Origin of the sequence: Aeromicrobium sp. UC242_57, assembly GCF_044452305.1 — a bacterium.
In the GTDB taxonomy this organism is placed as follows: Bacteria; Actinomycetota; Actinomycetes; order Propionibacteriales; family Nocardioidaceae; genus Aeromicrobium.
On record NZ_JBIOAM010000003.1, the window covers coordinates 680,401 to 703,308 of the forward strand.

At 68.1% G+C, this 22,908-nt stretch carries 27 protein-coding genes, 3 tRNA genes and 7 pseudogenes; 21 read left to right on the forward strand and 16 right to left on the reverse strand.

All coding sequences use genetic code 11. The annotated features are described in order from the left end of the window. Positions 1–8: 8 nt before the first annotated feature. A pseudogene (locus ACHMWU_RS14150) lies at positions 9–973 on the reverse strand (HpcH/HpaI aldolase/citrate lyase family protein). 222 nt (positions 974–1,195) lie between these two features. On the opposite strand from ACHMWU_RS14150, the gene ACHMWU_RS14155 reads away from it, so the two are divergent. The 7 genes from ACHMWU_RS14155 to ACHMWU_RS14185 all read left to right on the forward strand — a co-directional run bounded on the left by ACHMWU_RS14155 (position 1,196) and on the right by ACHMWU_RS14185 (position 6,289). After that, positions 1,196–2,161, forward strand: a complete 966-nt coding sequence (locus ACHMWU_RS14155) for a hypothetical protein (protein ID WP_396044625.1) — start codon at positions 1,196–1,198, stop codon at positions 2,159–2,161. Positions 2,162–2,174: 13 nt separating this feature from the next. Next, positions 2,175–2,921, forward strand: coding sequence for a hypothetical protein (locus tag ACHMWU_RS14160; protein WP_396044627.1), 747 nt, complete (start codon positions 2,175–2,177; stop codon positions 2,919–2,921). Then, complete coding sequence (locus ACHMWU_RS14165) at positions 2,918–3,082, forward strand: hypothetical protein (RefSeq protein ID WP_396044629.1); 165 nt, start codon at positions 2,918–2,920, stop codon at positions 3,080–3,082. The genes ACHMWU_RS14160 and ACHMWU_RS14165 overlap by 4 nt, the downstream gene beginning before the upstream one ends. A 75-nt stretch (positions 3,083–3,157) precedes the next feature. Beyond that, positions 3,158–4,045, forward strand: a complete 888-nt coding sequence (locus tag ACHMWU_RS14170; RefSeq protein ID WP_396044631.1) for a hypothetical protein — start codon at positions 3,158–3,160, stop codon at positions 4,043–4,045. A gap of 50 nt (positions 4,046–4,095) precedes the next feature. Continuing rightward, on the forward strand, positions 4,096–4,821 hold the full coding sequence (locus ACHMWU_RS14175; protein WP_396044633.1) for a DUF4118 domain-containing protein: 726 nt from the start codon (positions 4,096–4,098) through the stop codon (positions 4,819–4,821). Positions 4,822–4,973: 152 nt separating this feature from the next. Then, positions 4,974–5,621: a sensor histidine kinase gene (locus ACHMWU_RS14180; protein WP_396046760.1), complete on the forward strand. Its 648-nt coding sequence runs from the start codon at positions 4,974–4,976 to the stop codon at positions 5,619–5,621. After that, positions 5,618–6,289 carry a response regulator gene (locus ACHMWU_RS14185; RefSeq protein WP_396044635.1) on the forward strand — a complete coding sequence of 224 codons (672 nt, stop codon included), beginning with the start codon at positions 5,618–5,620 and terminating at the stop codon, positions 6,287–6,289. Before ACHMWU_RS14180 ends, ACHMWU_RS14185 begins: the two co-directional genes overlap by 4 nt. A 3-nt stretch (positions 6,290–6,292) precedes the next feature. Here the strand turns inward: ACHMWU_RS14185 and ACHMWU_RS14190 are convergent, their stop codons facing one another. The 4 genes and pseudogenes from ACHMWU_RS14190 to ACHMWU_RS14205 form a co-directional block, all read right to left on the reverse strand. After that, on the reverse strand, positions 6,293–6,589 hold the full coding sequence (locus tag ACHMWU_RS14190; RefSeq protein WP_396044637.1) for a DUF503 domain-containing protein: 297 nt from the start codon (positions 6,587–6,589) through the stop codon (positions 6,293–6,295). Positions 6,590–6,593: 4 nt separating this feature from the next. Beyond that, the gene (locus ACHMWU_RS14195; protein ID WP_396046762.1) at positions 6,594–7,427 is read right to left on the reverse strand and encodes an NAD-dependent epimerase/dehydratase family protein; all 834 of its coding nucleotides are present in this window, start codon (positions 7,425–7,427) and stop codon (positions 6,594–6,596) included. A 274-nt stretch (positions 7,428–7,701) separates the two neighbouring features. Then, positions 7,702–7,815 (reverse strand): annotated as a pseudogene (locus tag ACHMWU_RS14200) (zf-TFIIB domain-containing protein); the annotation flags it as partial. Positions 7,816–7,927: 112 nt separating this feature from the next. Next, positions 7,928–8,000: transfer RNA gene (locus tag ACHMWU_RS14205), tRNA-Lys, on the reverse strand. A 94-nt stretch (positions 8,001–8,094) separates the two neighbouring features. Here ACHMWU_RS14205 and ACHMWU_RS14210 point away from each other — a divergent pair. After that, positions 8,095–8,403: a hypothetical protein gene (locus ACHMWU_RS14210; protein ID WP_396044639.1), complete on the forward strand. Its 309-nt coding sequence runs from the start codon at positions 8,095–8,097 to the stop codon at positions 8,401–8,403. A 178-nt stretch (positions 8,404–8,581) separates the two neighbouring features. Here the strand turns inward: ACHMWU_RS14210 and ACHMWU_RS14215 are convergent, their stop codons facing one another. From ACHMWU_RS14215 to ACHMWU_RS14230, 4 genes and pseudogenes are all read right to left on the reverse strand, one after another. After that, on the reverse strand, positions 8,582–9,238 hold the full coding sequence (locus ACHMWU_RS14215) for a hypothetical protein (RefSeq protein WP_396044641.1): 657 nt from the start codon (positions 9,236–9,238) through the stop codon (positions 8,582–8,584). A gap of 169 nt (positions 9,239–9,407) precedes the next feature. Continuing rightward, positions 9,408–9,590 (reverse strand): annotated as a pseudogene (locus ACHMWU_RS14220) (NAD(P)-binding protein); the annotation flags it as partial. Positions 9,591–9,610: 20 nt separating this feature from the next. Continuing rightward, on the reverse strand, positions 9,611–10,090 hold the full coding sequence (locus tag ACHMWU_RS14225) for a DNA alkylation repair protein (RefSeq protein ID WP_396046764.1): 480 nt from the start codon (positions 10,088–10,090) through the stop codon (positions 9,611–9,613). A 2-nt stretch (positions 10,091–10,092) separates the two neighbouring features. Next, a pseudogene (locus ACHMWU_RS14230) lies at positions 10,093–10,293 on the reverse strand (DNA alkylation repair protein); the annotation flags it as partial. 74 nt (positions 10,294–10,367) lie between these two features. Between ACHMWU_RS14230 and ACHMWU_RS14235 the strand changes: the two are divergent. From ACHMWU_RS14235 to ACHMWU_RS14245, 3 genes are read left to right on the forward strand one after another with little or no spacing between them, the layout of a single operon-like run. Next, entirely contained in the window at positions 10,368–11,510 is a 1,143-nt protein-coding gene (locus tag ACHMWU_RS14235) for a pirin family protein (RefSeq protein ID WP_396044643.1), read from the forward strand. Then, positions 11,510–12,685 carry a hypothetical protein gene (locus ACHMWU_RS14240; RefSeq protein WP_396044645.1) on the forward strand — a complete coding sequence of 392 codons (1,176 nt, stop codon included), beginning with the start codon at positions 11,510–11,512 and terminating at the stop codon, positions 12,683–12,685. The genes ACHMWU_RS14235 and ACHMWU_RS14240 overlap by 1 nt, the downstream gene beginning before the upstream one ends. A gap of 12 nt (positions 12,686–12,697) precedes the next feature. Then, positions 12,698–13,240: a hypothetical protein gene (locus ACHMWU_RS14245; RefSeq protein WP_396044647.1), complete on the forward strand. Its 543-nt coding sequence runs from the start codon at positions 12,698–12,700 to the stop codon at positions 13,238–13,240. 2 nt (positions 13,241–13,242) lie between these two features. On the opposite strand, the gene ACHMWU_RS14250 is transcribed toward ACHMWU_RS14245, so the two are convergent. Then, positions 13,243–13,743 (reverse strand): histidine phosphatase family protein, encoded by a 501-nt coding sequence (locus ACHMWU_RS14250; RefSeq protein WP_396044649.1) that lies wholly within the window; start codon positions 13,741–13,743, stop codon positions 13,243–13,245. Then, positions 13,706–13,909 carry a histidine phosphatase family protein gene (locus ACHMWU_RS14255; protein ID WP_396044651.1) on the reverse strand — a complete coding sequence of 68 codons (204 nt, stop codon included), beginning with the start codon at positions 13,907–13,909 and terminating at the stop codon, positions 13,706–13,708. Before ACHMWU_RS14255 ends, ACHMWU_RS14250 begins: the two co-directional genes overlap by 38 nt. A 29-nt stretch (positions 13,910–13,938) precedes the next feature. Here ACHMWU_RS14255 and glpK point away from each other — a divergent pair. The 5 genes and pseudogenes from glpK (at position 13,939) to ACHMWU_RS14280 (ending at position 17,992) form a co-directional block, all read left to right on the forward strand. Further along, positions 13,939–15,451: pseudogene (gene glpK, locus ACHMWU_RS14260) on the forward strand (glycerol kinase GlpK). 97 nt (positions 15,452–15,548) lie between these two features. Then, positions 15,549–16,726, forward strand: a pseudogene (locus tag ACHMWU_RS14265) (glycerol-3-phosphate dehydrogenase/oxidase). After that, on the forward strand, positions 16,723–17,244 hold the full coding sequence (locus ACHMWU_RS14270; protein ID WP_396044653.1) for a glycerol-3-phosphate dehydrogenase C-terminal domain-containing protein: 522 nt from the start codon (positions 16,723–16,725) through the stop codon (positions 17,242–17,244). Before ACHMWU_RS14265 ends, ACHMWU_RS14270 begins: the two are co-directional and overlap by 4 nt. 141 nt (positions 17,245–17,385) lie before the next feature. Next, positions 17,386–17,664: a hypothetical protein gene (locus ACHMWU_RS14275; protein WP_396044655.1), complete on the forward strand. Its 279-nt coding sequence runs from the start codon at positions 17,386–17,388 to the stop codon at positions 17,662–17,664. Then, positions 17,615–17,992 (forward strand): DUF4097 family beta strand repeat-containing protein, encoded by a 378-nt coding sequence (locus tag ACHMWU_RS14280; protein WP_396044657.1) that lies wholly within the window; start codon positions 17,615–17,617, stop codon positions 17,990–17,992. The genes ACHMWU_RS14275 and ACHMWU_RS14280 overlap by 50 nt, the downstream gene beginning before the upstream one ends. A gap of 59 nt (positions 17,993–18,051) precedes the next feature. Here the strand turns inward: ACHMWU_RS14280 and ACHMWU_RS14285 are convergent. Next, positions 18,052–18,126 (reverse strand) — tRNA-His (locus tag ACHMWU_RS14285). 55 nt (positions 18,127–18,181) lie between these two features. Beyond that, positions 18,182–18,799: an oligoribonuclease gene (gene orn / locus ACHMWU_RS14290; RefSeq protein ID WP_396044659.1), complete on the reverse strand. Its 618-nt coding sequence runs from the start codon at positions 18,797–18,799 to the stop codon at positions 18,182–18,184. A 163-nt stretch (positions 18,800–18,962) separates the two neighbouring features. On the opposite strand from orn, the pseudogene ACHMWU_RS14295 reads away from it, so the two are divergent. Continuing rightward, positions 18,963–19,625, forward strand: a pseudogene (locus tag ACHMWU_RS14295) (DsbA family protein); the annotation flags it as partial. 72 nt (positions 19,626–19,697) lie between these two features. Here the strand turns inward: ACHMWU_RS14295 and ACHMWU_RS14300 are convergent. From ACHMWU_RS14300 to ACHMWU_RS14310, 3 genes are read right to left on the reverse strand one after another with little or no spacing between them, the layout of a single operon-like run. Next, the gene (locus tag ACHMWU_RS14300) at positions 19,698–20,033 is read right to left on the reverse strand and encodes a fluoride efflux transporter FluC (RefSeq protein ID WP_396044661.1); all 336 of its coding nucleotides are present in this window, start codon (positions 20,031–20,033) and stop codon (positions 19,698–19,700) included. After that, the gene (locus tag ACHMWU_RS14305) at positions 20,030–20,425 is read right to left on the reverse strand and encodes a fluoride efflux transporter FluC (RefSeq protein WP_396044663.1); all 396 of its coding nucleotides are present in this window, start codon (positions 20,423–20,425) and stop codon (positions 20,030–20,032) included. The genes ACHMWU_RS14300 and ACHMWU_RS14305 overlap by 4 nt, the downstream gene beginning before the upstream one ends. After that, the gene (locus ACHMWU_RS14310; protein WP_396044665.1) at positions 20,422–21,048 is read right to left on the reverse strand and encodes a LysE/ArgO family amino acid transporter; all 627 of its coding nucleotides are present in this window, start codon (positions 21,046–21,048) and stop codon (positions 20,422–20,424) included. The genes ACHMWU_RS14305 and ACHMWU_RS14310 overlap by 4 nt, the downstream gene beginning before the upstream one ends. Before the next feature lie 70 nt (positions 21,049–21,118). On the opposite strand from ACHMWU_RS14310, the gene ACHMWU_RS14315 reads away from it, so the two are divergent. From ACHMWU_RS14315 to ACHMWU_RS14330, 4 genes are all read left to right on the forward strand, one after another. Beyond that, entirely contained in the window at positions 21,119–21,661 is a 543-nt protein-coding gene (locus ACHMWU_RS14315) for a LysR family transcriptional regulator (RefSeq protein WP_396044667.1), read from the forward strand. Further along, positions 21,615–22,022, forward strand: coding sequence for a LysR substrate-binding domain-containing protein (locus ACHMWU_RS14320; RefSeq protein WP_396044669.1), 408 nt, complete (start codon positions 21,615–21,617; stop codon positions 22,020–22,022). The genes ACHMWU_RS14315 and ACHMWU_RS14320 overlap by 47 nt, the downstream gene beginning before the upstream one ends. 43 nt (positions 22,023–22,065) lie before the next feature. Further along, a complete protein-coding gene (locus tag ACHMWU_RS14325; protein ID WP_396044671.1) occupies positions 22,066–22,581 on the forward strand; it encodes a universal stress protein in 516 nt (171 codons plus the stop codon). Positions 22,582–22,700: 119 nt separating this feature from the next. Further along, a tRNA-Arg gene (locus ACHMWU_RS14330) sits at positions 22,701–22,772 on the forward strand. Positions 22,773–22,908 lie beyond the last annotated feature (136 nt).

Genomic DNA, 22,908 nt, shown 5'->3' on the forward strand with positions numbered 1-22,908 from the left:
GTCTCTCCTCAGAGGTCGTAGGCCGCGGCCAGCTCGGGATCGCGCTCGGCCAATGACCGGGCGAGGTCGAGCATCACGAGACACTGCTTGCAGGAGGCGTCGTCCTCCATCTTGCCGTTGATCATGACGGCGCCTGAACCATCGCCCATCGCCTCGACGACGGTCTTGGCGTGCGCGACGTCGGCCGGATCGGGCGAGAACACGCGCTTGGCGATGTCGATCTGCACGGGGTGCAGGCTCCATGCGCCGACGCAGCCCAGCAGGAAGGCGTTGCGGAACTGGTCCTCGCACGCCACGACGTCCTTGATGTCACCGAACGGCCCGTAGAACGGCAGGATGTCGTTGGCCGCACACGCGTCGACCATGCGGGCGATCGTGTAGTGCCACAGGTCCTGCTGGTAGGTCGTGCGTCCGACGGTGAGGTCGTCGCCGGTGGGGTCCTGACGGACCAGGTAGCCGGGGTGCCCGCCGCCGACGCGCGTCGTCTTCATGCGGCGGCTCGCTGCGAGGTCGGCGGGGCCGAGCGAGATGCCCTGCATGCGCGGGCTGGCGCCGGCGATCTCCTCGACGTTCGCGACGCCCTCGGCGGTCTCGAGGATCGCGTGGACGAGGATCGGGCGGGTCAGGCCGGCGCGGGCCTCGAGTGCGCAAGCAGCCGGTCGACGTAGTGGATGTCCTGGGCGCCCTCGACCTTGGGCACCATGATGACGTCGAGCTTGTCGCCGATCTCGGTGACCAGCGTGATGATGTCGTCGAGCGCCCACGGCGAGTCGAGGCTGTTGACGCGGGTCCACAGCTGCGTGTCACCGAAGTCGGTCGCCTTCGCGATGTCGACGAGACCCTGGCGGGCGGCTTCCTTCTTCTCGGTCTTCACCGCATCCTCGAGATTGCCGAGGATGATGTCGACCTTCTTCGCGATGTCGGGGACCTTGGCGGCCATCTTCTCGTTGCTCGGGTCGAAGAAGTGGATCATTCGACTCGGCCGGAACGGTACCTCCGCGACGGGGGCGGGGGGCGCCGACTGCGAGGGGGCGAAGGAAAGCACGGGGATTGCGCACGCGTACCACTCTCTGGAGAGGACAAAACTCCTCACAGTATGGCTAACGTCCGCTAACCGTGAGTAGGGCGGGGGTCACGTCCAGTGCAGTCCAGCCGGGTCCCAGTGCCGGTGCGCACGATGGCGCCATGACGATTCATGCGTGCCGCCGCGTCGGCGGACTCCTGCTGTCTCCTGCTGGTCGCGACGATGCTCGTCGCGCCGTCGACGTCGGCTGCTGCCTCGGTGTCGATAGCGGGGGAGAAGGTGTCGATGACCGGCTCCGTGCCGGGCAAGGTCAAGCGTTCCGGTCACCCTGGAGGTCAAGAAGGGTGCGTCGTGGCGCCGGGTCCTGGTCTCACGGACGACGGCGCGGGGTCGGTACGTCTTCACGTTCAAGGCCCCCGCGGCGACCGCGACCTATCGAGTGCGCGCCAAGAAGGTCACGGTGGGCCGACGGACCTATGCCGCGAAGACGTCGTCGAGCAGGCGCATCACGGTCGCGGGTCAGCGAGCCGTGCTGACCGTTCCGTCTCATGCGGTGCAGGACGCGCCATTCGCGACGACAGCCTCTTTCTCACCCGCACGGAAGGGGTCGGGCCGTGCGACTGCAGATGCTCGTCGAGGCCGACTGGAAGGACGTCGCGACAGGCCTGCAGGACGCTGCGGGGCGCGCGACGTTGCGCTACACCCCGAGGGGCATCGGCACCAGGTTTCCGGGCCGTCACGACCCCGGCCGGCGGCGCGGCAGTCGTCACGAGCTCCCACGTCAAGGTCTCCGTCGCCGCCGCCCCGCCACCGCCGAACCCCCACGTCGAGTGGGTCTCGCCTGGCCTGGACGGCGAGATCCCCGATGGCCACGACGGGACGCCCGACATGAGCGCCGATGGCCGCTACGTCGTGTTCGCCTCGAGCGCGACCAACCACTCGACCAAGGACACCGGCAAGCACACCCACATCTACCTGCGTGACCGGCAGGCCGGCACGACGACGCCGATCGACCTCACCCGTGGGGAGTCTTCGGATCGGAGAATGCCAGCACGCCGGCGATCAGCGCCGATGGTCGCTTCGTCACGTACACGTCGGCCTCGCCCGACCTGGCCTCCAACGACAGCAACGGACTGACCGACGTGTTCATGTGGGACCGCGAATCGGGCTCGACCCGACTCATCTCGCACGCCGCCTCCGGCGCATCGGCCAATGGGAGAGCCAGGGATCGACGCTCGGCAACATCAGTGCAGACGGGCGCTACGTCGCCTACATCTCGAAGGCGAGCAACCTGCCGGGATCGTCGACGACCAACTGGAAGGTCTACCGGTACGACCGTGAGGCGCGCACCTCGGTCATGGTGAGCGTCGACATCGGCCGCCAGCAGGCCGACGGCGACTCCACCAACGTCACGATGTCCGACGACGGCAACCGCCTCGCGTTCCAGTCGACGGCTCGCAGTCTCGTCGCGCCATCGGCCAACGGCCAGACGATCCATGTCTACTCGGCGAACATGGCCTTGGAGGGCCGAGGCCTCAGCCTGGTCTCCCGCAAGAAGAACGGGCCGTACCCCGACGGGAGCTCCACCGCGCCGCGCATCAGCGGGGACGGCGCCGTCGTGTCGTTCTCGTCGTCGGCGAACGACCTGGTCGTCGGTGACACCAACGGCCAGGACGACGCCTACGTCGCGGTGATCGGTTCTGACGAGATGACGTTGATGTCGTCGGCTCCGAATGGCGATCCGGCGACGACCGGGCCTATGCCTCGGCACCGTCGGCCGATGGACGCTACGTCTACTTCGGCTCGCAGTCGACCAACCTGGTTCCCGGGACGACCCTGGTGGGCTGGAACCAGGTGTACCGCTACGACCGGACCACCGGAACGCACCGGCTCATGAGCGTCAACCACGACGGCAGCCAGGCGCGGGGTGAGAGCCTCGTGTACGCCAGCAGCGCCGATGGTTCGTCCGTGGTCGTCTCGTCGTACGCCCACTCGATGGTGCCGGCGTCGTACAACGGTCGTGACCACGTGTACCTGCTCAAGGCGCCCGTGGGCTAGGGCCGTGTGTGTGCCCGCGCCGTGGGTGCACACTGGTAACGTGGAGAACGGGACGCGCCCACGGGGCAGCCTGCGGTGTACCTCGGCGCGTCGCCGGGAGTCGGCAAGACGTACGCGATGCTCGACGAAGGACGTCGACGGGCTGCACGGGGCACCGACGTCGTCGTCGGACTCGTCGAGACCCACGGCCGGGTGCACACGATCGAGCAGCTCGGCGACCTCGAGGTCCTGCCGCGCCTGGTCCTGGACCATCGCGGGACGGTCCAGGAGGAGCTCGACCTGCAGGCGCTGATCGCGCGCAGGCCCGATGTCGCGCTCGTCGACGAGCTGGCTCATACCAACGTGCCCGGGGCGGGCCACGAGAAGCGCTGGCAGGACGTGGAAAAGCTGCTCGAGGCCGGTATCTGCGTCATCACGACCGTCAACATCCAGCATCTCGAGTCGCTCAACGACGTCGTCGAGGCGATCACCGGTGTCCGCCAGCGCGAGACCGTCCCCGATCGGGTCGTGCGCCAGGCTGATGCGGTCGAGCTGGTCGACATGAGCCCGCAGTCGCTGCGTCGGCGCATGGCGCACGGCAACATCTACGCAGCCGACAAGGTCGACGCGGCGATGGGACAGTTCTTCCGCGAGGGCAATCTGACCGCCCTGCGGGAGCTGGCTCTGCTGTGGCTTGCGGACCGGGTCGACGAGGGGCTGGAGCGGTATCGGAGCCAGCACGACATCGAGTCGACCTGGGCCGCGCGTGAGCGGATCGTCGTCGCGGTGAGCGGCGGCCCGGAGTCAGAGGTGCTGCTGCGCCGAGCCGCACGCATTGTGTCGCGGACCGGCACCGGTGAGTGGCTGGCGCTGTACGTGACTCGCGGTGACGGGTTGACCCAGCTCGATCCGGACCGGCTGCGCCCGGCTGCACGTCCTGACCGACGACCTGGGCGGCACCTTCCACTCGGTCGTCGGCGATAGCACCCGCGACGGCGATCCTCGACTTCGCCCGCGCCGAGAACGCGACGCAGGTGCTGATCGGTGCCAGCCGTCGCGGACGTCTGTCGACGCTCGCCAACCCCGGTATCGGCGAGACCGTCATCGCCGGGTCGGGCGACATCGACGTGCACATCGTGACGCACGACCACGCCCGACGCGCCCGGTCGGCGGCCCGCAGCACCCCTGACCTGAGCCGACGACGTCGTCTCGCGGGCTATGCCGTCGGCGTGCTGGGACCGTTCGCGCTGGCAGCGCTGATGCTGGCGACGTCAGACCTGCACGGGCTGTCGAGCGAGGCGATGTTCTTCATGGCGTTGGTCGTGGCGACCGCGATCGTCGGTGGCAGGTGGCCCGCGACGGCCTGCTCGCTGATCAGCGGCTTCGTGCTCAACTACTACTTCACGCCGCCACTGCGCACGATCACGATCGCGAGCGGTGACAATGCGATCGCCGTCGTGCTGTTCGTGATCGTCGGGCTGGCGGTGTCGTCGGTGGTGGGTCTGGCCGCACGGCGCACCGCCCAGGCAGAGCGGGCGTCGGCTGAGGCTGATGCGCTCGCGGTGCTGTCGCACAGCCTGCTGCACGCCGGCGACTTCGCCTCGCTGCTGTCCGGGGCGTGCAGCTGTTCGGGATGCGGGGTGCCGCGATCATCGCTGCCGACGGCAGCACCGTCGAAGCCAGCGGCGCGCCGATCGCCTCGCTGGCTGAGGCCGATGTCGTGGTCGCAGTCGACGACGACACTCACCTGGCGCTGGTAGGCCGTGCGCTGCCTGCCGCCGATCAGCGACTGCTCAAGGCCTACGCCGCGCACGCGTCGGTGCTGGCCGAGCGCCGACGGGCGACGATCGAGAGTGGCGAACGTCGGCTGCTGGCCGAGGCCGACCGCACCCGGACCGCGCTCCTGGCGGCGGTGTCGCACGACTTGCGCTCGCCGCTCGCTGCGGTCAAGGCTGCGATCAGCAGCCTGCGGAACACCGACATCGCCTGGTCGGACGAGGACGAGCAAGCCTTGCTCGCGACGGTCGAGGAAGGCGCAGACCGGCTCGACGACCTGGTGGCGAACCTGCTCGACATGAGCCGCCTGCAGATGGGCGCGGTCACCGCGAACGTCGACGAGGTCGAGCTGCAGGGCGCCATCGCGGCAGCGCTGTCGGCGCTGCCGGGGCAGGAGCGCGTCGACGTCCGTCTCGCCGCAGACGCGTCTCTGGTCGCTGCCGACGCAGGCCTGCTCGAACGGGTGCTGGCCAATGTCGTGGCCAACGCCCTGACCTATGCCCCCGACGACACCCGTGTGCTGGTCGACTCCTCGGCCTCTGGCGATCGTGCGATCGTCCGGGTCGTCGACACCGGTCCAGGGGTCCCGGCCGAGCAACGCGATCGCCTCTTCGAACCGTTCCAGCGTCTGGGCGACGTGCCGCGCGGCGAGGGCATCGGTCTCGGCTTGGCGGTCGCTCGCGGCCTGACCGAGGCGATGGGCGGTACGTTGACCGCCGAGGACACCGCCGGTGGCGGTCTGACGTTCAACCTCGACCTGCCGCTGAGAGGGGGAGCCGCATGACGTTCGTGCTCGTCGTCGACGACGACCCGGCGATCTGTCGGACGTTGTCGATCAACCTGCGGGCGCGCGGCTACGACGTCGAGACGGCCGCCGACGGCCGATCGGCCTTGCAGATCGTCGACGAGCGCATGCCGGACGTCGTGATCCTCGACCTGGGGTTGCCTGACCTCGACGGGGTGGCGGTGCTCAAGCGGCTCCGCACCCACACGCAGGTTCCGGTGGTCGTGCTGTCGGCCAGGCACGAGTCGGACGACAAGGTCGAGGCGCTCGACGAGGGGGCGGACGACTACGTCACCAAGCCGTTCGAGCTGGAAGAGCTGATGGCCCGGGTGCGGGCCGCAGTGCGGCGTGGTGGGTCCGACGCCGTCGTGCCGCTCGTGGAGATCGACGACGTCGTCCTCGACATCGGCGAGCGGCATGCGCTCCGCGCTGGCCAGGAAGTGCGGTTGACCCCGACCGAGTGGCACATCGTCGAGGTGCTGGCCCGTCGTCGCGGCAAGCTCGTGCGCCAGTCCGAGCTGCTGCACGAGGTCTGGGGGCCCGGCTACTCGCGTGAGACGAACTACCTGAGGGTCTACCTCGCCCAGCTACGCCGCAAGCTCGAAGCCGATCCGTCCAGGCCGCGGATCTTCCTGACCGACCCGGGCATCGGCTACCGGCTGAGCTGACCGCTACTCGTCCGTGCTCGACACGATGCGACGGTGCGCCGACAGCAGGTCGAGCTCGGGTCGCCGGGCGACGAAGTCCTCGACCTTGTCGAGGACGTCGATGACGTGCTGGCTGTCGGCGGCCACGAGGCTGACCCCGACCCCTGCACGCCGGTGGAGGTCGAGGCTCCCGGTCTCGGCCGCTGCCACCGTGAACGTCCGTCGCAGGTCTGACAGCAGCGGACGCACGAGGGAGCGCTTGGTCTTGAGGGAGTGCACGTCTCCGAGCAGGAGGTCGAGCTCGAGCCAGCCGATCCACATGCTGTCAGGATGCCCGATCACTCGGCGTCGGCGTAGCCCTTCGCCAGGGAAGCTCGACGAGTGTCGGACGCGAGGGCCGCCACTCGAGCTCGGTCTTGGCGCGCTGGCCGGACGCCTGCTGGTCGAGCAGCAGCGCCTCACCGAACAGGCCGAGCCGCGCCACGGTGGCCTCGTCGGACTCGGGGGTGACAGCAGATGTCAGCGCCTCGCCGAGCTCGCGGACCGTCGGGTTCTCGCCGCTGGCACCGACGTACGCTCGCTTGCCCGGCGCCTGGAGCGCGAGGACGTAGAGATCGGCCAGGTCGTCGACGTGGACGGTGGCCCAGTGCTGCTCGCCGCTGCCGATCAGGGCTAGCGTGCCGTCCTCGGCCGCCGCGTGCGTCAGCATCGCCGGGATGCCGGCCCCGCGGCCGTAGACGACGGCAGGCTGGATGACGGTGGCCCTGATATCGGCCTCGAGGAGGCGCTGCTCACCGGCCGGACGCCAGGCAGTCAGCGTCGGCGGTGCGGGCTCGTTGGTCTCGACGATCTGGGAGTTGTTGCCGTAGGTCCAGATACCGCCGGTGTGGATGAACGGCTTGTCTGTGCCGCCGAAGGCATCGATCACGGCGGTCGCCACGGCGTCGTTCGCTCGGGATCGCGCTCGTCGCTGCCGGCAGCGGCATGGATCGCAGCATCGTGGCCGCGCAGCGGAGCTGAGCCACGGTGCGTCGAACAGGTCGCCGATGATGCCGATGCCTCCGCGATCGCTCACCGCCAGCGAGGACGCCTGGCTGCGCACGACTGCCGTGACCTGGTGTCCGGCCGCGACGAGTGCGTCGAGTACAGCCGAGCCGATGTATCCGGTTCCCTCCGGTGAGCAAGATCTTCATGTCAGTGCCAACCGGAGGAACCGCGGTGCTTATTCCGGCTCCGTCGACTTGCTTGAAATTAGTCGAACACTCGCTGAGCCAGTGCTCCTTCTTCTTCTTGCGGTACGGCTGCTGGCCGTAGCGCTGGCGATCGTCGTAGCGGGGTTCGGCGTACTGCGGCTGAGCCTGCTGAGGTGGTGCGTATTGCGGCGCCGGCACGGCGGCCGGGCTCGGTGCATCGGCGGTGGCGCGGTCGATGATCTTGTCGAGCTCGCCGCGATCGAGCCACACGCCCCGGCACTCTGGGCAGTAGTCGATCTCGATGCCGGAACGCTCACTCATCACGAGGGTTGCGTTGTCGGTCGGACACTTCATAGTTGTTCCTCCTTGTCCTGACCAACTCGATCCACGGTGGGAGAGTTCCCGTCAGGCAGCAGGTTCGCAGAAATGCAAAATGACCCCCATTCGGCGAGGAATGGGGGCCAAGTGCGGCATCAGGGACTCGAACCCCGAACCCGCTGATTAAGAGTCAGCTGCTCTGCCAATTGAGCTAATGCCGCGTGTTGCTGCTCTGCCACTTGCGCGGCGAAGCGAGTGAAACATTACGCAGGCCCCTATCGGGACTTCATAATCCAGGATGGCGTGGGCCGCGTTGTGGCCCCCGATGCCGCTGACGGCGCCTCCGCGCCGCGCGCCGCTTCCGCACATCAGGACCCGCGGATGATCCGTGGCGACGCCCCAGCTCTCGCCGGGACGACGGGCCTTTTCGCCCTCTTCGAGCCATGGCCACTGCAGGTCGCCGTGGAAGATGTGCCCGCCGGGCATCGCGAGGGCTTCCTCGATCTGGGCCGGTGTCTTGTGCTCGACACCCAGGATCAACGGTGTGACCGGTTCCACACAGAATTCTTCGAGCGCTGCGATGAACTGCTCGTAGGCCTGCTCGGCGGCGGCCTCGTCGGGTAGTACCGCGTAGGGGGTGTGGAGGCCGAAGTAGGTCAGCGTCTGGGCTGTCGTGGCAGCAAGCTCGGGTCCGAGGATCGAGCGATCCGTGAGGGTGTGGCAGTACAGCTCGCCCGTGGCCTGAGAGGGCAGCGAGCCGGAGGCGGCCTCGCGGTAGGCGGTCTCCAGCTGGCTCATCGACTCACCCAGGTGCAGCGTCCCGGCGAAGGCGATCTCCGGGTCGATGCCTGACTTCAACCGCGGCAGGCGCGACACCAGCAGGTTGATCTTGAACTGGGAGCCCGACGGCTTGGTCGGGAGCGGCTGATCTCGCAGGCCCGCGAGGACGTACGGCGCGACTCCGCCTGAGCACCCAGTCGGCGTCGAACTCGAATCCGTCGCCCGACACGACGGCACCGGTGGCGTGGGTCTGCACCGACCGGACGCCGGCACCGGTGCGGATCTCGACCCCGGCCTCCCGGGCGATGCGCTGGAGCTCGCCGGTGACCGCGCCCATGCCTCCGACGGGGACTCGCCACTCGCCGGTGCCGTTGCCGATCAGGTGGTACAGGAAGCACTTGTTCTGGATCAGGCTCGGGTCGTGCAGCGAGGCGAACGTCCCGATCAGCGCGTCAGTGCCGATGATGCCGCGGACGAGGTCGTGGGTGAATCGGCGCTCGATCGCGGTGCCGAGGGGCTCGTCGACCAGATCGGTCCAGATCGCCATCTCGACCTGGTCCCGCAGGTCGCCGATGTGGGGCAGCGGCTGCAGCAGGGTCGGCGCGATCGCCTCGGCGACCGTCGCGACCTCGGCGTAGAACCCTTTCCAGGCGGCGTGCTCGGCATCTGATCCGGTCAAGGCCCGGAACGACTCCTGGGTCTGCGGGCCCTCCGCTGTCTCGACGAGCAGTCCTTTGTCGTCGTACGGCGTGTAGGAGGCGGTCTCGCGTGAACGGAGGTCGAGGCGCAGTCCGAGCTCGTCGATGCAGCTGCTGAGGCATGAGGCTCACGAGATAGGAGTACCGCGACAGGCGGGCAGCGTGGTCAGGGAAGGTCTGCGCGCTGATCGCCGCACCGCCGACGTGGGGGAGTCGTTCGAGGATCACGACATGCTTGCCGGCGCGGGCCAGGTAGATGGAGGCGACCAGTGCGTTGTGGCCACCGCCGATGATCGCGACGTCGACGTGCTCGGGAGCGGGTATCTGCGTCATCGATCCAGACTAGGGCCGTTTCAGGCGCTAGGTCTGCTTGAGGTGCTTGAGGGCTTCTCGCTTGCTCGGCTGCTGAGACCGTCGTGCTCGGCGACGAACGTCCGCACCCAGGCCGGGTCGACGCGCGCGTGCTGGCGCAGGGCCCAGCCGATCGCCTTGCGGATGAAGAACTCGGTGTCGGTGACATTGGGCTCGATCGTGTCGGTCAGGACGGCGGTGTCGAGGCGGTCCTTGCGGCTGGGCTGGCTGATGATCGCGAGCCGTCGCAGCCACAGGTCGTCGTGGGTGCTCCAGGCGCGGACGAGCGCGGCGGTCTCGACGGGGTGCGCGTCGTGCAGGTCGCCGATGCGGTGCGACAGGGCATCGACGTGGTCCCACCAGGCGCCGCTCGTGGCGAGGTGCTCGTAGACGGGGACCAGGCTGGAGCCCCGGTGGCGAGGGGGTGGTCGAGCAAGCCGCAGGCGGCATAGCGCTCCTCGCGGAACTGGGCGTCGTCCCAGAGCGTGCGCACGGCGGCTTCGAGATCGTCCAGCGTCTCCGGCGGGTAGCCGCGGACGGCCTTGCGGGCGAGCGAGCGGACGACCGGGAGCCGTACGCCGAGGTAGGGCATCGCGGACTTCATGTAGGCCTGCATCGCCGGTGCACGCTCGGGCTCGGCCGCGTCGCGGAGCGCTGCGCGGATCGTGGGCACGAGGGGGCTCATGGAGGCAGGCTATCGGAATAGTTGCATGTAGTTGAAAATTGAACTACTATGAGAAACCTACCAAGGAGAACACGATGCCTGCTGTGACTGTTGCCGACTGGACCGTTCTGCCCCGCGTGATCGCGGCGCCGACGCAGACCGAAGACCGTGCGCCGATCAGCGTCACGTCCGCGCCTCAGGGCTACGAAGGAGAAGGCTTCCCGGTGCGCCGGGCGTTCGCCGGCGTCGACGCCGCCAAGCTCGACCCGTTCATCCACATGGACCAGATGGGTGAGGTCGAGTACGCGCCGGGCGAGCCCAAGGGCACTCCGTGGCACCCGCACCGCGGCTTCGAGACCGTGACCTACATGATCGACGGCGTCATGGACCACCAGGACAGCAATGGCGGGGGCGGCTCGATCACCGACGGCGATACCCAGTGGATGACGGCCGCCAGCGGTCTCCTGCACATCGAGGCCCCGCCGGAGTGGCTCGTCGCCAAGGGTGGGCTGTTCCACGGCCTGCAGCTGTGGGTCAACCTGCCGAAGGCCTCCAAGTGGCTGCCTCCGCACTACCAGGACATCCGGGCCAGCGACGTCGGACTGGCCTCGACCCCCGACGCCGGCGCGCTGCTGCGCGTCATCGCCGGCGAGGTCGACGGGGTCGAGGGGCCCGGCTCGACGCACACCCCGATGGCCATGGTGCATGCGACGGTGCTGCCCGGAGCCGAGCTCACCGTGCCGTGGCGCACCGACTTCAACGCGCTCGTCTACGTCATGGGCGGCGCCGGATATGTCGGACGCGAGCGTCGGCCGATCCGGGCCGGCCAGCTCGCCGTCCTCGGGCACGGCGAGACCATCACGGTGGGCGCCGATCAGCGCCAGGACTCCAAGGACCCGGCGCTCGAGGTCGTCCTGCTCGGAGGTCTGCCGATTCGCGAGCCGATCGCCTGGGCCGGACCGTTCGTGATGAACACCAAGGCCGAGGTCATGCAGGCGTTTCGAGGACTTCCAGAAGGGTCGGCTCGGGCAGATCCCCACCGTCCCGCACGCAGATCTGCGCGGCGAGATGCTCTGACCGGCCGCCCCATTGCGGCTTGTCGAGAGGGGAAGCCCTTTCGACAAGCTGCAATGGTGTTGCTAGGCCATGGCATGCAAGATGCTCGAGAATCCGGCCATACTCGTGTCAGGATGTCGCAGAAGAGTAGTCATCCAGTTCGAGCATTCGGGGGAATGTGATGAAACGTCTTGCCATACCTGTTCTCGCGTTCGGCGCAGCGATTGTCGCCGCCAACATCACGGCCGCCACGGCAGCCCCGGCAACTGCAGAGGCGGTCCTCGTCGCTGGGAACGTTGCCGATGCCGCAGGTGAGCCAGCCGCCGGTGCTCGAGTTGCCGTGTTCGCCGAACCGGCCGACTCGGAGAGTCTCAAGGCAGGGGAGTCGGCGTTCATGCCTCTGATCGGTACCGCGACGACGGACGCCAACGGCGCCTATGCCGTTGAGCTGCCTGATGACTTCGCGCTGAACGCCCACGCGGACCCGGCCGGGATCCTCACCTTCACCGCTGTCGCGCAGGATGGGGCACACGTTCAGACAGCTGATTTCCAACGTCAAGTCGACACTGCCGTGCCAGTCTCGCGGCTAGTTGCCGTGGACTCCGCCAAGGCTTACGACGCGTCGAGAGTGAGGGCGTCCAAGCTTGCGGCCGTGCCCGAGTCGCTGTCCTTCGACCTCACCTCGAAGGACACGCAAGTAGTCCAGAAGACAGCAAGCCGCGCAACAGGTGACGTGAGCCCGATGTCCACCAGCGTCTCTGTCGTCAAGGACTATGGGTCCAGGTGGGCGTATGTCGGCCAATGGGCATCGACGACTTCTGCGGTCAAGAGCAAGTTCTACTACTCCAAGTCCTCGTCGACGTCCCTTGGTGTGGCTGTTTCGCCGACCGGCAAAGCCGGATCGTTCAAAGCAGGGGCATCCAAGTCCCGATCGTCGAGTGCGGAGATCGGGTTCCCAACGCGCACAGGCAAGACCAGCGTGAAGTTCCGTAGCCAGTTCCACTACCAGAAGCGCCAGTACTTGACCTGCACGGCTGGATGGACCTGCTCTGACAACTTCAAGATCGAACCGATCTCGTGGCGTGGCGGGACGAGCACCTTGAAGAGGAACCTGCCGTCCGCTACCAAGTGCACGTCATATGAGAAAGGATCGTCGTTCTCGAAGGCGAACACTGCCGCGTACGAGTTCAACGCGGGTGTGTCCAACTCGGGCATGACCGTGGTGGAGCTCAGTGCCCGGTCCGGTTTCACGTCCACGGTCAAGCAGACGGTCAGCTTCACCGGTGCCGCCAAGCTCTGCGGTCGTCAGGGATACCCGACCGGTTCGCCACAAGTCCTCATCGCGAAGCCCAAGTAGATGGACCGGCGTGTGAAGGTCGTGCTCGCAGCTGTCGTCCTGTCGACGACGGCCTGCGGGTCCGACGGGGAGCCGCCGCGCGTTGATGGACCGCTGGAGACGAGCACGGACCGCAATGAGGTCTGCATGCTCCAGACGGATGATGGACTGTTGACGTTCGGGGTCGAGGCAACCCAGAACAAGTCGAAGGAGTCGTTGACCATCGACAGCATCAGCCTCACCGACGCCCAAGGGATGTCTGTCGTCGGGACAAAGATGCTGTTCGTGCCGAGCTCGGGCGACACCACTCTGGTCGGAGCGCGGAACGGCTGGCCGCCCCGGCTGCGCCCTGACGAGGCCACGTCTGCGCAGGCACTGCAGGCAGCTCCGTCTGCGAAGGGCGCATCGGTACCAGGTGGCAGCTCCGACACGGTCTCGTTCGTCGTGGGAGTCAAGACACGTCCCGATTCCCACGCTGGCCCGCTACGGGTGACGTATACCGACCAGGACGGGACCGAGTTCGTGTGGAACGGGACTACGTCCTACCGGACGTCCTCCACCTCCTGCGACGGCTGACCTCAGTCGTCGACGGTCTCCGAGGCGGGGCTGTGGTCCGAGGTGACCCCTCTGGCCGCAGCTTCGCTGATGCTCTGGCCGAGCCACGACTCGACCTCCCAGCTCGACTTCATCGAGCCGTTGAGCACGACGACCCCGGTGTTGACGACGTAGTGGTGCCGCACGAACTCCAGGTCGACGTCGTCCGCGCGCGCCGCGCACCACGCACGGATCATCGCGCCGTGGCTCACGATCGCGACGGCCTGGTGCCCGAGGTCCTCCGCCTCGGCAACGACCTCGTCGAACCGCTGGAGCACCTCGTGCCCGTTCTCGGCGCCCGGCATCCGGACGTCGAGGTCGCCGCCGCACCAGCTCAGCAACGTCGACACGTACTGGTGCACCGAAGCCTCGTCGGCGTTGCCCTCGACGTCTCCGGCGGAGATCTCGCGCGCCCCGTGTCGTTCGACCGGAACGAGACCACGCGCCTCAGCGAGCGGCGCGGCGGTCAGGTGGGTCCGGATCATCGACGACACGTACAGCGCGTCGATCGGTTCGTGGGCCAGTGCCGCAGGCAAGCTCGGCGGCCTGCTCGAGGCCGAGCTCGGTCAGGCCCGGACCCGGGACAGTGGACTCGAGAACTCCATCGACATTGGCGGGGGTCTGGCCGTGGCGGATCAGGATCAAGCGCATGCCATGAGCCTACGGATAGGGTCTGGCGCATGACGAAGTATGTCGGTGCGATCGACCAGGGCACCACCAGCACGCGGTTCATGATCTTCGACCACGACGGCCATGAAGTAGCCAGGCACCAGCTCGAGCACGAGCAGATCATGCCGCAGGCCGGCTGGGTCGAGCACGATCCGCACGAGATCTGGGAGGCGACGCAGGACGTCGTCGAGGGTGCGATGGGCCGGGCAGGGATCACCGCGGACGACCTCGCCGCGATCGGCATCACGAACCAGCGCGAGACGACGGTCGTGTGGACCGCCGCACCGGCGAGCCCTACTACAACGCGATCGTCTGGCAAGACACCCGCACCGACAAGATCGCAGCCGCGCTGCACCACGACGGCCACGCCGACCTGATCCGCGAGCGGTCGGGCCTGACACCGGCCCCGTACTTCTCCGGCGGCAAGATCCAGTGGATCCTCGACAACGTCGACGGTGCCCGTGCTGACGCCGAGGCCGGACATGCGATCTTCGGCAACATCGACACGTGGATCATCTGGTGGCTCAGTGGCGGCCCCGACGGCGGTCTGCACCTGACCGACGTCACGAATGCCAGCCGCACGATGCTGATGGACCTCGAACAGCTGGCATGGGACGACGCTGCTAGCCCTGTTCGACATCCCGCGCTCGATGCTGCCGCAGATCAAGTCGTCGTCCGAGGTCTACGGGCACACCGAGGCGGCCGGCCCGTTCGGTGCCGAGGTGGCCATCGCCGGTGACCTCGGCGACCAGCACGCGGCCCTCGTCGGCCAGGTGTGCTTCGAGCCAGGACAGCTCAAGAACACCTACGGAACCGGCAACTTCCTGGTGCTCAACACCGGCACCGAGATCATCAGGTCGACCAACGGGCTGCTGACCACGATGGCCTACAAGTTCGGCGACGCGCCGGCGGTGTACGCGCTGGAGGGCTCGATCGCCGTGACCGGCTCGGCGATCCAGTGGCTGCGCGACCAGCTCGGCATCATCACGTCCGCGGGCGAGACCGGAGGAGCTGGCCGCCTCGGTCGACTCCAGCGGAGGAGTCTGCTTCGTCCCGGCATTCAGCGGCCTGTTCGCGCCCTACTGGCGATCGGACGCCCGCGGCGTCATCGTCGGCCTGTCCCGCTACAACACCAAGGCGCACATCGCGCGCGCCGCGTTGGAGGCGATCTGCCTGCAGAGCAAGGACGTCGTCGACGCGATGATCGCCGACGCCTGCCTCGACCTGCAGATCCTGCGAGTCGACGGAGGCGTCACGGCCAACGAGCTGTGCATGCAGATCCAGGCCGACGTGCTCGGCGTGACGGTCAGCCGGCCGGTCGTGGCCGAGACGACGGCACTGGGCGCGGCCTACGCCGCAGGGCTGGCGGTCGGCTACTGGGCCAACACCGACGAGCTGGTCGCCAACTGGAACGAGTCGAAGCGCTGGGAGCCGGCCACGACGTCGGACGAGCGCGACGCCCAGCACGCGCAGTGGAAGAAGGCCGTCGACAAGACCTTGGACTGGGTCGAGGTCGACCGCTGACCTCGGCTGGGAGGTGCCGGTGGTCCGCACCTGATTGACTGGGGCCATGCGTTCTGTTGCTCTGTCGCCCGAGAACCGCCAAGCTGCGCTCGATGCCATGGCATCGACGCCCTTGGACGTCCTGGTCATCGGTGGAGGTGTCGTCGGCGGTGGCGCGGCCCTCGACGCCGCGACCCGAGGCCTGACGGTCGGCCTGGTCGAGGCGCGAGACTTCGCCTCGGGCACGTCGAGCCGTTCGAGCGAGCCGTACCCACGGTGGCCTGCGCTACCTCGAGATGCTCGACTTCCGGCTCGTCGCCGAGGCATTGGCCGAGCGAAGCCTGCTGCTCGAGCGCCTCGCCCCGCACCTGGTGCACCCCGTGCCGTTCCTCTACCCGCTGACGCATCGCGGCTGGGAGCGGTTCTACGCGGGCGCCGGTGTCGCGTTGTACGACTCGTTGGCCTTCCTGTCGGGACGTTTCGTGGCGTCCCGCACCACCGCCACCTGACCCGCCGTGGTGCCCGCCGCCTCATGCCGGCCCTGAAGAAGGACGCGCTGATCGGCGCGCTGCACTACTACGACGGCCAGGTCGACGACGCCCGGCACACGATGTTCCTGTCCCGCACAGCGGCGGCCTACGGGGCACACGACGCGAGCCGCACCGTGTCGTCGGGCTGCTCCGCGAAGGCGACCGGGTCGTCGGTGCCACGGTCAAGGACCTGGAGTCGGGGCGCGAGTTCGGCATCGCGGCCAAGCAGGTCGTCAACTCGACCGGGGTCTGGACCGACGAGACGCAGTCGTTCGCGGGGGAGCGGGGACAGTTCCACGTCCGCGCCAGCAAGGGCGTGCACCTCGTCGTGCCGCGCGATCGGATCCGCGGTGAGTCGGGCCTGATCCTGCGCACCGAGAAGTCGGTGCTGTTCGTCATCCCGTGGGGTCGGCACTGGATCATCGGCACGACCGACACCGACTGGTCGCTGTCGAAGGACCACCCGGCTGCGAGCCGCAGCGACATCGACTACCTGCTCGACCACGTCAACGCGGTGCTGGTCGAGCCGCTGACCCACGCCGACGTCGAGGGCGTCTACGCGGGCCTGCGTCCATTGCTGTCGGGCGAGGACGAGGCGACCAGCAAGTTGTCGCGCCGAGCATGCAGTCGGGACGAGCGTCAAGGGACTCGTCGTCATCGCCGGCGGCAAGTACACGACGTACCGGGTCATGGCCAAGGACGCCGTCGACGCGGCCGTGCACGGCATGTCGACGCAGCTCGACCGTCACGCCCCCGCCGTCGGTGACCGAAGACGTTCCGCTGCTCGGCGCCGACGGCTACGAGGCGCTGTGGAACCAGCGACACATGCTCGCGACCGCTCACGGCCTCGGCGTCGGCCGGATCGAGCACCTGCTGCACCGGTACGGCTCACTCATCGGAGAGGTCCTCGACCTGATCGCCGAGCAGCCCGACCTGGCCAAGCCGTTGACCGGTGCGGACGACTACCTGCGGGCCGAGATCGTGTACGCGGCGAGCCACGAGGGTGCCCGCCACCTCGACGACGCAATCGCCCGTCGCACGCGTATCTCGATCGAGACGTTCGACCGCGGCACCGAGGTCGCCGACGAGGTGGCCGCGCTGATGGGTGGTGTGCTGGGCTGGACCGACGAGCAGCGGGCCAACGAGGTCGATCACTACCTCAAGCGGGTCGAGGCCGAGCGGGAGAGCCAGACCATGCCCGATGACGAGACGGCCGATGCCGCACGCATGGGCGCCGAGGACGTCGTGCCCGTCTCGACCCGACCCGGGCAGGGCGATTCGTGACGAAACAAGAAGTCGTCGCCGACTACGACGTCAGGTCGCCGGCCTCGCGGACCTTGCTGACGGTGCTCGGGACCATCGTGTTCGTCGCCGTGGTGGGCGGCCTCGTGCTCGGGGGCGTCGATCGTCACCCGCGACACCAAGGTGTCGACGAGCGTCGTGGAGATCGGCGACTCGGCCCAGATCGTGGTCGATGCCGGGGCCTCGGACCTGCGCCTGGTGCAGGGCGATCCAGACGTCATCAAGATCACGTCGCGGATCACCAGTGGGCTGCGGGCGACCGACTTCGAGCTCGGCCAGCGTGGTGAGGAGATCAAGATCGTTCGCGGGGTGCCAGACCTGGCTCAATCCGGGGTGCGGCGTCGCGACGACCTTGGAGATCCCTCAGGGATTCCCGGTCGTGATCCGCACCAGCTCGGGTGACGTCGTGGCCGACTCGATCGACGAGGGCGCGCTGCGCATCCTGACCGGCAGCGGCGACATCATCGGCAAGCAGCGAACGTCGACGGTGTTCGCGACCTCGAAGAGCGGTGACATCACGGGCGGCTTCAAGACACAGCCGTACGGCATCAAGACGTCCACGAGCAGCGGTGACACCTCGGTCGTCGTCCCGACCGGCAAGCGCACGTACGTCGTGACGGCCAAGTCGACCTCGGGCGACGTCTCGTCGCAGGTCGACTCCGACCCCGAGGGCAAGGGACTCATCCGCGCGACGTCCGACAGCGGCGGCATCGACCTGCGCACCAAGTAGTCGGGCCCGCCCGCACGAGCATGACAAAACCCCCGCAGCCGAGGCTGCGGGGGTTTTCGTGGGGTGGACGACGGGACTTGAACCCGCGGCCACCGGCACCACAAGCCGGTGCTCTACCAACTGGCGACGCCCACCACGCGTGCCCGGCATACGCCCAGCACGGCGAGAAGAAGTCTAACGCAGACCTTTTCAGCCCTGCGACCGACCCGTCACCGAACCGGACACCTCAGCGGCGATGGCCTTGGCGGTGTCGGAGTCGATGCCGGGATCTGGGGTGAAAACGGCCCGGCGGTAGTAGCGGAGCTCTTCGATGCTCTCTTGGATGTCGATCAGCGCACGGTGCTCGCCACCCTTGGCGGGGGCCGCGAAGTACGCCCGGGGGAACCACTGGCGCGAGAGCTCCTTGATCGACGACACGTCGATGACCCGGTAGTGCAACCAGCCTTCGAGCTCGGTCATGTCGCGGGCGAGGAAGGCCCGGTCGGTGCCGATCGTGTTGCCGGCCATGGGGGCCTTGCCCGGCTCCTTGACGAACTCGCGGACGTAGTCGAGCACCTGCTCCTCGGCCTCGCGCAGCGACAGGCCGTTCTCCCACTCGTGGATCAGCCCCGAGGTCGTGTGCATCGTGGTCACGAAGTCGTTCATCTGGTCGAGGGCCGCCTGAGGCGGTTTGACGACCAGGTCGACGCCTTCGCCGAGCACGTTGAGCTCGTAGTCGGTCACCAGAGCCGCCACCTCGACCAGGGCATCGGCCTCGAGGGACAGTCCGGTCATTTCGCAGTCGATCCACACCAGCTTGTCATTCACCTGCTGCACACTACTGCGATCGACCGACAGCACGGCCCTACGGGCCGGTAGGCTCGCCTGGAACCTTTCGCGACGGTGTCGCGTTGGTCAGTGTGGTGACCACCCGACTCAGGAGACAGTAGTGAGCAACGATCGACAGAACCGCGCCGCGCGCGCCGAGCAGATGCGCAAGGAGCGGGCGAAGGCCGACCGCAAGCAGCGCAACCTCATCACGGTGGGAATCGTCGTGATCGTGGTGGCCCTGATCGCACTGGGTGGCTACGGCATCAAGTCGATCAGCGACGACAACAAGAAGTCCGAGGTCTTCACGACGCCGGCCAACACCAACAAGAACTTCGGCATCGAGTACACCCCCGAGGTCGCGACCGGCACCGCTCCCAAGACCGAGCCGGTCAACGTCATCATCTACGAAGACTTCCTGTGCCCCGGTTGTGGCGCGCTCGAGGCGACGTCTGGTGCGTTCCTGAGCCAAGCGGTCGCGAAGGGCGAGATCTCGATCGAGTACCGCCCCTACGCGTTCTTGCTCAACCAGAGCACCAACGAGTACTCGCAGCGGGCCTGGAACGCCGCGGCGTGCGTCACCGACAACGCTGGCGTGAAGGCGTTCAAGACCTTCCACGACACGCTGTTCGCCAACCAGCCCGAAGAGGGTGGCGCCGGACCTGAGGACGATCAGCTGATCAGCTGGGCCGAAGAGGCCGGTGCGACCGGTATCGAGGCGTGCGTCAACAAGGAGAAGTTCACTCCCTGGATCGAGCGCGCGCTCGACCAGGGCAAGGAAGATGGCGTCTCCGGCACGCCGACCGTCCGCATCAACGGCAAGGACGTCTCGGGCGAGGGCAACACCATCCCGCAGCCGGGCCGACATCCAGAAGGCGATCGACGCGGCCAAGAAGGCCTAGCTGATCCAGTAGCCGCACGCGGCCGCCGCGACGCTCAGCAGCAGCATGCTGCCGGCGTTGACGGCGGCCGTCGTGTATCTGCGGTCGAGGACGAGCTGCGAGACCTCGACGCTGGCGGTGCTGAACGTCGTGTACCCGCCCAGGAAGCCGACCCCGACGACGGTGAGCAGGAACGAGTCGCTCGACAGGCCGATCAGCAGCCCCAGGGCGAACGAGCCGGTGATGTTGACGACATGGGTGGGCCAGGCGAGGTGCGGCCGGAGCCACGAGTCGAGGCCGAACCGCGTGCCAGCGCCGAGACCGCCGGCCAGGGCCATCAGCAGCGTCGTCATCGGCTGACCGCTCGCGCCGTCACGGCACCGCCCAAGGCGGCGATCAAGCCCAGGACGGTCGAGCCGAGGCCATACGTCAGGGCCATGGCGACGTGGTCGTGGCGCAGCAGCGTCTCGGTCTCGACCGCGAGAGTGCTGTACGTCGTGAAGCCGCCCAGGAAGCCGGTCCCGAGCAACAGGCGGAGGTCGCGCGGGGTGCCGGTGTCGCTGCCCGTTCTGCCGCCGCGCAGGGTCAGGCTCATGAGCAGCAGTCCCAGCAGGAACGCTCCGCTGACGTTGACGGCGAACGTCGCGGCCGGGAACAGGTGGTCGGTGCTCAGCCACTCGTTGATGCCGTGCCGGGACAGGGTGCCGACGGCGCCGCCCACGGCGACGATGGCGAAAGACCTCACGAAGCCATCAGACCATGCACGAGGCTTCCTGCGATCGCGGCCATGACGACCGCGATCAGCCCGTCGAGGACGCGCCAGGCGGTCGGGCGGACGAACAGCGGGCGCAATGCGCGGGCGCCGACGCCCAGTGCCGTAAACCAGACGATGCTGCCGATTGCCGCACCGGCGCCGAACCACCACCGGTCGTCGCCGTGGGTGCCGGCGACCGAGCCCAGCAGCACGACGGTGTCGAGGTAGACGTGGGGGTTGAGCCAGGTCAGCGCCAGGCACGTCGTGAGGACGCCCCACAGGGCGGCCGGCTCGCCGCTGGCGTGGCTCGCGAGACTGGCCGGTCGCCAGGCACGTCGTGCCGCCAGTGCGGCGTAGGCCAGCAGGAAGATCGCGCCACCGATCCGCAGCACGTCGATGAGCCACGGTGCGAGCTCGAGCAGGGCGCCGAGGCCGGCGATCCCGGCGGCGATCAACGCGACGTCGGAGATCGCGCAGACCGCGACGACCGGAACCACGTGCTCGCGGCGCAGCCCTTGACGCAGCACGAAGGCGTTCTGCGCCCCGATCGCGATGATCAGGGACAGGCCGAATCCGGTGCCGGACAGGGCGGCGATCAAGGCGTCGTGATCCATGTCCTGAACGTAGGAGGCCGGCGAGATGAAGTCCAGTTCATGTTTCTACAGGTAGATTAGAGTTGCTGATGTGAATGATCCTGATCTCGCCCAGCTCCGGGCACTGGCCGCCGTCGTCGACGAGGGATCGTTCGACGCCGCGGCGGCAGCGTTGCACCTGACCCCCTCCGCGGTGAGCCAACGGATCAAGGCGTTGGAGCAGTCGGCGGGTCGCATCCTGGTGCGCCGGACCAAGCCCGTGGCGCCCACCGAGGCGGGGCAGGCGTTCCTGCGCCTGGCCCGCCAGCTCGACGTCCTGGTGCACGAAGCGAGCGTCGCTGCTGCATCGACCGATCAGCGATCTGTCACGATCCCGATCGCGGTCAACGCCGACTCGTTGGCGACCTGGCTGCTCCCGGCCCTCGCGTCGCTGCCGTCCTCGATCTGCCTTGACCTGGTCAGGGACGACCAGGCGCGCACCGCTGAGCTGTTGCGGTCCGGTGCCGTGATGGCTGCGGATCACCTCGGTCGCGGCTCCGGTCCAAGGTTGCCGATCCACCGAGCTCGGCATCATGCGGTACCGGCCGATGGCCTCGCCGGCCTTCATCGCACGATGGTTCTCCCAAGGGGTTGACGCCACCTCGCTGGCGCAGGCTCCGGTCATCGTCTTCGACCGTTCGGACGTCCTGCAGGACGAGTACCTGACATCGGTGTCGGACGAAGGGCTGCAGCCGCCCCGTCATCACGTGCCCGCCTCGGCCGAGTTCGCGGCCGCCGTGCGGCTCGGCCTGGGCTGGGGCATGCTCCCGCGGCAGCAGAGCTCTGATGCCGAGGCAGCCGGCGACCTGGTCGCGCTCGACGCCGGTGCAGGCATCGACGTCCACCTCTACTGGCAGCAGTGGACCCTGCGCACGCCCGCGCTCGTCGCAGTCGAAGAGGCGATCCGGGCAGCGGCGGCCGAGCACCTTGATACGGTCAAGACGTCGAGACCCTGAGGCGCCCCGAGCCCAGCGGATCGGCCGAGGGAGGAATCACATCGTGAGCGAAGCAGCCAAGGGAATTCTTGTCGGACATGACGGTTCCAAGGACGCCAACCAGGCGCTGCAGACGGCCGCTCGCATGGCGGCGGCACTGGGCACCCACGTCACCGTGACCCGGGCGTGGAGCCTGATGACCGCCCCCAAGCCGCCGACCGCCGCGGCTGGCTACGTGCCCCCGCTGGAAGATTTCGAGGCCGCGACGCTGGCCGATCTCGACGGCGACGTAGCGGCGGTCCGCGAGCAGTTCCCCGACGTCACGATCAACACTGCGGTCGTGCGTGGCAACCCGGCCGCCCAGCTCATCGATGCCTCGGAGTCGGCCGAGATGGTCGTCGTCGGCAGCCGTGGCCGCGGAGGATTCGCCGGACTGGTCCTCGGCTCCGTCAGCGAGCAGGTCGTCCGCTACGCCAAGTGCCCGGTGCTGGTCGTCCGCCGCGGCGTCGGCGAGGCCCAGCAGCCAGCTGGCGACTCAGGCACGTACCTCGAAGAAGCGCTCGCCAGCGAGCCAAGCTGAACCAGCCCGACGCCTGATCACGACGTCATCCCCGGCGTGGCCTGGCTGGCCCGTCCGGGATGACGTCGTGCAGCCCACCGTGCCCGTTAGACTTCCAGTCGCGGATCTCACGGTCCCGAGCGCCCGTAGCCGCTGGATAGAGCAAGAGCCTTCTAATCTCTAGGTCGCAGGTTCGAATCCTGCCGGGCGCGCTTCTTCTCGATCCGAGAGACCTGCTCCGGAGACCAGTCGTTCGGGGTCCCGCTCAGGGTCACCCCAGGGGTGTCTGCGGGTCGGCGCTCGCGGGTTCCCCGATGTGCCGGGGATGTCCGCGCCCCGACAGTTGAT